General features: G+C 67.1%; 2 protein-coding genes. One reads left to right on the top strand and one right to left on the bottom strand.

All coding sequences use genetic code 11. The annotated features are described in order from the left end of the window. Positions 1 to 144 precede the first annotated feature (144 nt). Entirely contained in the window at positions 145 to 822 is a 678-nt protein-coding gene (locus ACREE8_RS14070) for a glutathione S-transferase family protein (RefSeq protein ID WP_431573637.1), read from the bottom strand. A gap of 171 nt (positions 823 to 993) precedes the next feature. Between ACREE8_RS14070 and ACREE8_RS14065 the strand changes: the two genes are divergently transcribed. Further along, the coding region (locus ACREE8_RS14065; RefSeq protein ID WP_431573636.1) for a leucyl aminopeptidase family protein at positions 994 to 2,407 on the top strand (1,414 nt) is incomplete at its 3' end.

The following is a 2,407-nucleotide window of genomic DNA, read 5'->3' as shown; positions in this document are numbered from 1 at the left end:
CTCCAAGAGTCGCGGGCGAAGCCCGCCGGGGGGAGGGGAAGTAAGGCGAAGCAGGGAACTTCCTCTTAAGCACGCTCGAGCGGATCGCGGTGGCGTGACCCGAGGCGCCTGACAGGAAATCCGCATGCTTGCAGAAGTGCCACATCACGTCTGCCGGAACACCGGATAGGTCAGCTCCCAGGGCTCCTGTTTCGAAGCCTCGGCCCATTCGCGCATCGCCGGCAGGTTGTTGACAGCCTCGATATAGGCGCTCGTGGCCGGATCGAGCTTGGCGCCATAGGTGATGAAGCGCGTGGTGACCGGCGCATACATCGCATCGGCGATGGTGAAGCCGCCATAGAGGAAATCGCCCTTGCCGTTGGCACCGGCCTTGCCGAAGCGCTCGCGCGCCTCGTGCCACAAGCCGATCACGCGGTCGATCTCGGCGGTGCAGTGGGACTGGCGGTTGCGTTCGGGCCAGCGGCCCCGGATATCCATCGGCATGTTGCGCCGGAGCTCGGCGAAGCCGCCATGCATCTCGGTGGCGACCGCGCGGGCATGGGCGCGGACCGCGGGATCGCTGGGCCAGAGATGGGCCTGCGGACGAATCTCCGCCACATACTCGCAGATCGCGAGCGATTCCCAGATCTTCACCGCCCCATGCTCCAGCAACGGCACCTTGCCGGAACCGGAGAAGGCCTTGATCTGTTTATGCGTGTCGGGCTGGTCGAGCGGCACCATGACCTCGCGGAAGCCGAGGCCCGCCTGCTTCATCGCCAGCCAGGGTCGCAGCGACCAGGAGGAATAGTTCTTGTTGCCGATATAGAGCGTCATGTCGGTCATGAGGGGATTCCGGCGGGTCAAAAAGGGGCTCCAGTAAGCCCGAGCCCCTCGGGCGAGGCAAGGCAGGGGCCCGGCTTCCTCCCTCAGCCCCTCTTTTCAGCCCGGTTGGGGCAGGCCATGCTGGCGACTCGCTGCCGATCCCGCCCTTCCTGTCATCCCCTCGAGGAGATCATGGCCGAGATTTCTGCGCTCACCGACCGCGCCGCCGGCAAGACCGCCGTCATCCATCCCGTCGCCCGGTCGCAATACCGCAACTGGCTCAAGGGCCAGAATGCCAGCTTGCGCAACTGGATCGCGGCCACCGACTTCAAGGCGGAGCCGTCGCGCCATCTGCTGCTGCCGGCGCGCGATGGCGGCATCGGCTCGGTGCTGCTGATTCTCGAGGACGGGCTCGATCTCTGGTCCTGGGGTGCCTTGCCGCAGAGCATCCCGGAAGGACGCTATCGCGTCGACGCGCCGCTGACGCCGCTCCAGGCCAGCGCTGCTGCCTTCGCCTGGGCGCTCGGCGCCTATTCCTTCGACCGCTACCGCAAGCCCAAGCGCGAGCCGGCCAAGCTGGTCTGGCCGAAGAACGCCAACCGCGCCAAGGTCGAGACCATGGCCGCCGCCGTCCACTGGGTGCGCGACATGATCAACACGCCGGCCGACGATATGGGCCCGGCGGAGCTCGCGGCCGAGGCCGAGACGTTGGCCAAGGCCAACGGCGCCAGCTTCAAGGTGATCGTCGGCGATGCGCTGCTGAAGGCCGATTATCCCTCCGTGCATGCGGTCGGTCGCGCCTCCTCGCGTCCGCCGCGCCTGATCGACATCAAATGGGGCACGAAGGGACCGAAGATCGCGCTGGTGGGCAAGGGCGTCTGCTTCGATTCCGGTGGCCTGGATCTCAAGAACGCGGCTGGCATGCTGCAGATGAAGAAGGATATGGGCGGTGCCGCCCATGTGCTGGGCCTGGCGCGCATGATCATGGAGACCAAGCTGCCGGTGCGCCTGCGCGTGCTGGTGCCGGCGGTCGAGAACGCGGTCTCGGGCAATGCCTTCCATCCGCTCGACATCCTCAAGACCCGCAAAGGGATCTCGGTCGAGGTCGGCAACACCGATGCCGAAGGCCGTCTCATTCTTTCGGACGCGCTGACCGAGGCCGATCGCGACGATCCGGCTCTGATCGTGGATTTCGCGACCCTCACCGGGGCCGCGCGCGTGGCGCTGGGGCCGGAGCTGCCGGCGCTGTTCTCGAACCACGACGCGACCGCGGACTCGCTGCTGAAGCTCGCGATCGAGAATCAGGAGCCGTTCTGGCGCCTGCCGCTGCACAAGCCCTATCGGCGCATGCTCGACAGCAAGATCGCCGACATCAACAATGTCGGCGATGGCGGCTTCGCCGGCGCCATCACGGCGGCCCTGTTCCTGGCCGAGTTCGTGCGGCCGACCACGCCCTGGGTGCATTTCGACATCATGGCGGCCAACGCCCGCGGCCGTCCGGGCCGGCCCGAGGGCGCGGATGCGATGGGCCTGCGCGCGGTCTATGCGCATATCGCCGGTCTCGCGGCGAATGGCGGCGATGCCGCAGAAGAGTCTGCGGCATCGC

It is taken from the genome of Hypericibacter sp., assembly GCF_050729195.1.
Classification (GTDB): Bacteria; Pseudomonadota; Alphaproteobacteria; order Dongiales; family Dongiaceae; genus Hypericibacter.
Note: the sequence above shows the minus strand (reverse complement) of the source record. Positions and strands in the feature narration are given on the sequence as shown.